The following is a 7,086-nucleotide window of genomic DNA, read 5'->3' on the forward strand; positions in this document are numbered from 1 at the left end:
GTGTCGGGGTGGTCTAGCGATACTCTGTCCCCGGCGAGCGCGCGGATGCACCCGGGGAGATCGGTTCAGGGGCGTCGGTACGCCGACGGGACGACACAGGGGGTAGCGATGGCCGATGTCCGCAAGGCGAGGGCGCTCTTCGAACTCGGTGTCCTGTCGCTGAACATCCCCGTCGAAGGCCAGGAACCCGTCGACAATCCCGCGCAGGCCGCCAAAGCCTTCACCCGCGCGACCGAGTGGGACCCGTCTCTGGGTGACGCCTGGATCGGCCGGCTCGCCTGCGGTGAAAACAGCAACGAGGTCCTCTTGGGGCTCTACCGCGCACGTGGATCGATCGGTGCGGAGCAGCGCCGGCTCGGACTCCCGCCCGGCACGATCGCGGGGCGCTGGTACACGGGCATGATGATCGACTTCCCGGCGTCGAGCGCTGTGGAGGCGACGGCCGCCTACGCGGCCAGCCTGGTCCGCGGTGCGGACTTCGCCGGTGCCGAAGAGGTGCTCGACGAGGTTCCCCCGGCCCACCGCGTGCCGATCGTGGACTTCGTGCGTGCCTTCCTCCACTTCGCCACCCAGCGGTGGCCCGACGTCCTGACCTCGCTGACCAGGTCGGATCGGTGGAACGACCCATATATGCAGGCCGTCGCCGATTTCATGGCCGGGACGTCGTGTGTGCACCTCGGCATGCTCGGCGAGGGCATGCGCCGACTGCAGAACGCGGTCGACGGCCCGATAGCGGCCTGTTCGACGCAGGCGATGTTCGTCTACGGCCTCGCCCTGCGCGAGCAGGGCCACGAGGAGAAGGCCAAGTCGATGTTCGAGCAGGCCTATGCCCGCGACCCGTCGCTGGCAGCCGCGGCCGAGGCCATCCGCTCGCCCTCCCTGCGCGTGACCGCGACGACTCCGGAGCAGATCGCCGAACGCGGCGACCGATGGGACCCGAAGTCGGTGCCCCAACGCGCCGAGACACTGGTGTCGGGGTCCGGGGATCCGGACGAGCAGAGCTCCCTCGTGACCGCGGCGCAGCGCGAACTGGCCGAACAGATCGGGCTCGACTCGGTGAAGCAGCAGGTGGCCAAGCTCCAGTCCACCGCGACGCTGGCCAAGGTCCGCGCCGACCGCGGGTTGTCGACGTCGGCGCGCAGCCTGCATCTCGCCTTCACCGGCCCGCCCGGCACCGGCAAGACGACGGTGGCGCGCATCGTCGCCAAGATCTACTGCGGTCTGGGATTCATCAAGTCCGACAAGGTGGTGGAGGCGACCCGCCGTGACATGGTCGGCGAGCACCTCGGCAGCACCGCGATCAAGACCTCGGCACTGATCGACTCGGCGATGGACGGTGTCCTGTTCATCGACGAGGCCTACACCCTGATCCAGCAGGGACTGTCCGGCGGTGACGCGTTCGGTCGCGAAGCCGTCGACACACTGCTGGCACGGATGGAGGACGACCGCGACCGGCTGGTCGTCATCATCGCCGGCTACGACTCGGAGATCGATCGGTTCCTCGCCTCCAACGACGGCCTGGCGTCGCGCTTCGCGCGCCGCGTGCGCTTCGACTCCTACACTCCCGACGAGCTCGCGCGCATCGCCGAGTTCATCGCGCGCAAGCGGGATTCGTCGTTGACCCGCGAGGCGATGATCGAGATCGAGCAGGCGTGCGCTCCCCTGTACCACGACGTCCGCGAACACCAGGGCACCGCGCGGCGCGCGACCGATCTCGCCGGCAACGGCCGCTTCATCCGCAACATCATCGAAGCGGCCGAGGAGGAGCGCGAGTTCCGCCTCAGCGGCGCGGGCGATCTCGACGCTCTCAGCCAGGACGACCTCATGCGCATCGAGACCGCGGACGTCCGGTCGGCGATCTCGGGCGTCCTCTCCGGACTCATGCGCTGACCGCCCCAACCACCCGTCACCACCGGGTCTCGACCCGAACCACCGTCCCGAGGAGTCCTGCCATGTCCGTTCCCGCTCGCCGATTCCGCCCCGCCGAGGTGGCCGCGGGCCTGTCCATGGCCGCGACGATGATGCTGGCGGTCGGTGCGTGTTCGTCCGACGACGCCGCGCCCGCACCTTCACCCGAGAGCGCGGTCTCGACCACGATCGCCACCGAGACGAGCAGCCCCGCCACATCCGCGGCCTCCACCCGGACCACTGCGTCACCGACGCGCGGCTCGGATACCGGCACCGCGTCGACGATGACGTGCAAGCAGTTCCGCGAACTCGACGACGCGGACCGGGCGGCGGTTCTCAGCGAGCTGGATGTGACGTCGAACGCGCAACAGGTTGCGACCGTGGCGGCGACGGTCTGCCTGACCCGGCCCGACGACACCATCGCCGCTGTCGTCGCCGAACTGGTCCCGCGCTGATAGTTTCACCAGCTATGAGCAACAGTCCGTGGACCCTGCTGCACGGGCCGCTGTTCAGCCGCGACAACCCGCTCGACCGCAAGCACGCCGCACCGCGGATCAGCGCCTACATCTACGGCAACATCCTGATCCTCGCCGTACTCATCCCGTTGCACGTCGAGGACGACTTCGTGGGGATCGCGATCCTCGCCGGTACGGCGGCGTCGACCTTCATCGCGCACGTCTTCGCCGAGGGGGTCTCGCGCCGGGTCTCCAACGGAGATGCGCAACCCACGAGAGCAGAGGCGCTCGGTCATCTCCGCGACTCGGTGCCGATCCTGACCTCGGCGCTCCTGCCCTGCGCGATCCTGCTGCTCGGCCTGATCGGCTGGATCGAGCCGCGTACCGCCCAGCTCGTCGCGGAGATCGTGATCCTGCTGCGCATCGGCGGCACGGTCTTCGTCATCGACCGGCTCAATCACCAACGGCCAAGCCGGGCAACACTGCTCAGTTCCGGCGCGGTCACGCTCGTCGCGACCCTGATCGTCGTGATCAAGGTCGTGGTCACGCACTGAGCGTGGCTGACCTCAGCCGCCGGCACCCTCGGTGGTGACCGTGAGGATCGCCTCGGTGAACTCGGGCCGGCAGATGACGAGGTCGGGCAGGTAGGTGTCCTCGTTGTTGTAGACGAGCGGCGACCCGTCGATCCGCCCGCACCACAGACCCTTCGCCTTCGCGACGGCGACCGGCGCGGCCGAATCCCATTCGTACTGGCCGCCCGCATGAACGTAGGCGTCGGCCTCGCCGCGCACGACCGCCATCGCCTTCGCCCCCGCGGACCCCATCGGCAGCACCTCGCCGGCCATCGCCGCGGCCACCTCGTCGGCGAACGCCGGTGGCCGCGAACTGCTCACGACCACGCGCGGGACACCGGTCCGGGGCCGCGAGGCCAGGCCCGCCACGGGCTCGACGGCAGAACCGTCGTCGAGATATGTCACCCCGAGGGCCGGGAGCGCGACCGCACCGGCGATCAGCCCGTCGTCGGCCGACCAGAGCGCGACGTGCACGGCCCAGTCGGTGCGACCGCCACCGGGTTCGTAGGTGCCGTACTCGCGCGTGCCGTCGACCGGATCGATGATCCACACGCGCGACGCCGACAGCCGCGACTTGTCGTCGGCCGACTCCTCGGACAGCACGGCGTCGTCCGGCCGCTCCTGTGCGAGACGCCCGAGGATGAACTCGTCGGACCGGCGGTCACCCTCCTGACCGAGCTCTTTGCCCGTCAATCCGCTGGAGCGCCGGATGTCGAGCAGGAGTTCACCTGCGGCGGTGGCCAGTTCGCCCGCCAGGGCACGATCGTCGGTCACGGGGTTCCTCTCGGTCGGGATACCGGTGGCAAGGCAGCGCTCCGCGGTGGTGGCGGAACGGACTCACAGTCCCAGGTTACGCAGCACCAGGTCGGCGACCTCGGACGGCGGACCGTCGTCGGGCGTGATGAGCAGATCCGGACTCGACGGCCGCTCGTAGGGCGAGTCGATGCCGGTGAACTGACTGATCTCCCCCCGACGCGCGCGGTCGTAGAGGCCCTTCGGATCGCGTCGCTCGCATTCCGCGAGCGGGGTGTCGACGAAGATCTCGTAGAACGGCAACCCGCGCTCGGCGTGGATCTCGCGGGCCCGCTGTCGTTCTTCGGCGAAGGGACTGATGAGCGAGACGATCGCCACCGATCCCGAGTCGGCGAACAGCGCCGCGACCTCACTGGTCCGGCGGATGTTCTCCCGCCGGTCGTCGTCGGCGAAACCCAGATCGGAGTTCAGTCCGTGTCGCAGGTTGTCGCCGTCCATCAGGTATGCCGGACGCCCCTCGGCGACGAAGCGCCGTTCCAGCTCGACCGCCAGTGACGACTTGCCCGAGCCGGACAGGCCCGTCAGCCAGATCGTGGCACCGCGGTGCGGACGGTGCTCGCGGGTGACCTTCGTCGCCTGCCACACGACGTGGCTGTCGTGGCTCACCGGCGCCGTGATCATCCCGGCGCCGACGGTGCGATTGGTCGCCTCGTCGATCAGGATGAAGCTGCCCGTGTCCCGGTTGCGCCGGTAGGAGTCGAAGGTCACCGGCTCCTGCGTGTGCAGGACGACACGCCCGATCTCGTTGAGCGACAGACCCTCCGCCGCCTCATCGCGATGCAGGGAGTTGACGTCGAGGCGATAGTTGAGTCCGTTCACCTGCGCGCGGGTCAACCGGGTCCCGCAGAGCAGTTGATACCTGCTGCCCGGCCGCAGCTCGGTGTCGTCGGCGAACCAGCACACCATCGCGTCGAGGTCGCGCCCCACGTACGGCCGGTTGTTGGGCCGTGCCAGCATGTCGCCGCGCACGATGTCGATCTCGTCGGCGAGTTCGACGGACACGGCCATCGAGGCGAAGGCCTCGTCGACCGGCTGGCCGCCCGGCGCCCAGATCTCGGTGATGGTGGTGCTGAAACCGCTGGGCAGGACGACGACCTCGTCGCCCTTGGCCAGCACCCCGCCGGCGACCGTACCCGCGTAGGCCCGGTGGTCGGCACCGTCGCTGCGCTGTGGCCGGATGACGTACTGCACGGGCAGACGGGTGTCGATCAGGTTGCGGTCGGAGGCGATGTAGACGTGCTCGAGGTGATTCAGGAGCGGCCGGCCCTCGTACCACGGCATCGCCGTGGACTGTTCGACGACGTTGTCACCCCGCAGCGCCGACATCGGGATGAACGTGAGGTCCACGACGTTGAGCTTGGTCGCGAAATCGACGAAATCCGCGCAGATCTCGTCGAAACGCTCCTGCGACCAGTCGACGAGGTCCATCTTGTTCACGCAGACCGTGAGATGCGGGATGCCGAGCAACGACGACAGGAACGCATGCCGCCGTGTCTGTTCCAGTACGCCCTTGCGCGCGTCGATGAGGATCATCGCCAGATCGGCGGTCGAGGCGCCGGTCACCATGTTGCGCGTGTACTGCACGTGACCCGGCGTGTCGGCGATGATGAATTTCCGTTTGGGCGTGGCGAAGTACCGATAGGCCACGTCGATGGTGATGCCCTGCTCGCGTTCGGCACGCAGCCCGTCGGTCAGCAGGGCGAGGTTCGCGTACTCGTCACCGCGCTCGGCGCTGGTGCGCTCGATCGATTCGAGCTGGTCGGTGAAGATCGCCTTCGAGTCGTAGAGCAGGCGGCCGATGAGTGTCGACTTGCCGTCGTCCACCGAGCCGGCGGTCGCCAGACGCAGCATCTCCGTCGCGCCGCCGACGGCGTTGAGGTCGCCCATCAGAAGTAGCCTTCCTTCTTGCGGTCTTCCATCCCCGACTCGGAGATCCGATCGTCAGCACGCGTGGCGCCCCGTTCGGTCAGCCGGGTCACCTCGATCTCCTCGATCACCTTCAGCACATCGTCCGCGCCGGACAGCACGCAACCGGTACAGGTGGCGTCGCCGACGGTCCGGAACCGCACGGTCTCGGTCCGCACCTCCTCGCCCGGGAGTTCCTGCAGGAAACGGGTTTTCGCGAGCAGCATGCCGTCGCGCGGGATGACCTCGCGCTGGTGCGCGTAATAGATCTGCGGCAGATCGATGCCCTCGGCCGCGATGTACTGCCAGATGTCGAGCTCGGTCCAGTTCGACAGCGGGAACACCCGGATGTGCTCCCCCTTGGCGTGCCGCCCGTTGTAGAGGCGCCACAACTCGGGTCGCTGCTCACGCGGATTCCACGCACCGAACTCGTCACGAAAGCTGAACACGCGCTCCTTGGCCCGCGCCTTCTCCTCGTCCCGTCGGGCCCCGCCGAACACGGCGTCGAAACGGTTCTCGGTGATACCGCGCAACAGCGCCGCCGTCTGCAACCGGTTGCGGCTCGCGCCCGGACCGGTCTGTTCGACGACCCTCCCGGCATCGATGTCGTCCTGCACCGAGCTGACGAGCAGACGGACCCCGGTCTCGGCGACCACGCGATCCCGGTACTCGATCACCTCGTCGAAGTTGTGCCCGGTGTCGACGTGCATGAGCGGGAACGGGATCGGCGCCGGCCAGAAGGCCTTGCGGGCCAGGTGGAACATCACCACCGAGTCCTTGCCGCCGGAGAACAGGAGAACCGGACGTTCGAAGGTCGCGGCGACCTCGCGGAAGATGTGCACCGACTCGGCCTCGAGCGCCGCGAGGTGCGAGAGCTCATAGCCGCGATGGTGCACACGACCGTCGGTTGTGGACTCGGTGCGTTCCAGACGACGTTCGCCGTCGGCATCGATGGTGATGGCCACCGGAGCAACCCCCTTGACATGTCGAATATTCGACACTAAGTGTTGACAATGTGACACAAACCGTAGGTGACTTCTCCGCCGCGCGTCAACCGGTGCGTGCGGCGTCGCCGCCGACCGCCCGGGTCGTCCGCATCGTCGAACTCCTCGCGGGCGCCGAACAGCCGTCGATGACCCTGGCCGAGATCGTCCGTCAGACCTCGATGTCGCGCGCCACCGCACATGCCGTCGTCTCCGAACTCGTCGAGTGCGGCTGGCTGATCCGGGACCCGTCGGCAGGCACCTTCGCCGTCGGGCCGGCCTTCGTCGGCCTGGTCCGCAACGCCGACGACGCCGACCACCTCGTCCGCTGGGCCGCCTCGGCGGCGCGCGAGCTCTGCGACCGGTTCGCCGTCCCGTGCTTCGTCGCCCGGCGTACCTCGGCGGACGCGGTGACCCTCGCCTCGCACGCGTTCCCACCCCACCTCGCCC

At 68.6% G+C, this 7,086-nt stretch carries 7 protein-coding genes; 4 read left to right on the forward strand and 3 right to left on the reverse strand.

Annotation, left to right across the window (positions count from 1 at the left end; genetic code table 11):
• The first annotated feature begins 108 nt into the window (after window positions 1-108).
• From eccA to CA982_RS13205, 3 genes are all read left to right on the forward strand, one after another.
• Window positions 109-1,890, forward strand: coding sequence for a type VII secretion AAA-ATPase EccA (gene eccA, locus CA982_RS13195; RefSeq protein WP_086535759.1), 1,782 nt, complete (start codon window positions 109-111; stop codon window positions 1,888-1,890).
• A 62-nt stretch (window positions 1,891-1,952) separates the two neighbouring features.
• Entirely contained in the window at window positions 1,953-2,363 is a 411-nt protein-coding gene (locus CA982_RS13200) for a hypothetical protein (protein ID WP_086535760.1), read from the forward strand.
• A 14-nt stretch (window positions 2,364-2,377) separates the two neighbouring features.
• Window positions 2,378-2,917, forward strand: a complete 540-nt coding sequence (locus tag CA982_RS13205; RefSeq protein WP_086535761.1) for a hypothetical protein — start codon at window positions 2,378-2,380, stop codon at window positions 2,915-2,917.
• A 12-nt stretch (window positions 2,918-2,929) separates the two neighbouring features.
• On the opposite strand, the gene CA982_RS13210 is transcribed toward CA982_RS13205, so the two are convergent.
• From CA982_RS13210 to cysD, 3 genes are all read right to left on the reverse strand, one after another.
• Entirely contained in the window at window positions 2,930-3,709 is a 780-nt protein-coding gene (locus tag CA982_RS13210) for a 3'(2'),5'-bisphosphate nucleotidase CysQ (protein WP_086535762.1), read from the reverse strand.
• Between the two features lie 63 nt (window positions 3,710-3,772).
• Window positions 3,773-5,635 (reverse strand): adenylyl-sulfate kinase, encoded by a 1,863-nt coding sequence (gene cysC / locus CA982_RS13215; RefSeq protein ID WP_086535763.1) that lies wholly within the window; start codon window positions 5,633-5,635, stop codon window positions 3,773-3,775.
• A complete protein-coding gene (gene cysD, locus CA982_RS13220; RefSeq protein WP_086535764.1) occupies window positions 5,635-6,618 on the reverse strand; it encodes a sulfate adenylyltransferase subunit CysD in 984 nt (327 codons plus the stop codon). Before cysD ends, cysC begins: the two co-directional genes overlap by 1 nt.
• A gap of 50 nt (window positions 6,619-6,668) precedes the next feature.
• On the opposite strand from cysD, the gene CA982_RS13225 reads away from it, so the two are divergent.
• Window positions 6,669-7,086, forward strand: a 418-nt coding sequence (locus tag CA982_RS13225) for a helix-turn-helix domain-containing protein (RefSeq protein ID WP_144066025.1), incomplete at its 3' end; no start/stop codon positions are given.

Source organism: Gordonia lacunae (genome assembly GCF_002149015.1).
In the GTDB taxonomy this organism is placed as follows: Bacteria; Actinomycetota; Actinomycetes; order Mycobacteriales; family Mycobacteriaceae; genus Gordonia; species Gordonia lacunae.

Bases quoted from the DNA above. Each gene is read 5' to 3' on its own strand.
- eccA (WP_086535759.1), top strand. From the start codon at position 109: ATGGCCGATGTCCGCAAGGCGAGGGCGCTCTTCGAACTCGGTGTCCTG.
- CA982_RS13200 (WP_086535760.1), top strand. From the start codon at position 1,953: ATGTCCGTTCCCGCTCGCCGATTCCGCCCCGCCGAGGTGGCCGCGGGC.
- CA982_RS13205 (WP_086535761.1), top strand. From the start codon at position 2,378: ATGAGCAACAGTCCGTGGACCCTGCTGCACGGGCCGCTGTTCAGCCGC.
- cysC (WP_086535763.1), bottom strand. From the start codon at position 5,635: ATGGGCGACCTCAACGCCGTCGGCGGCGCGACGGAGATGCTGCGTCTG.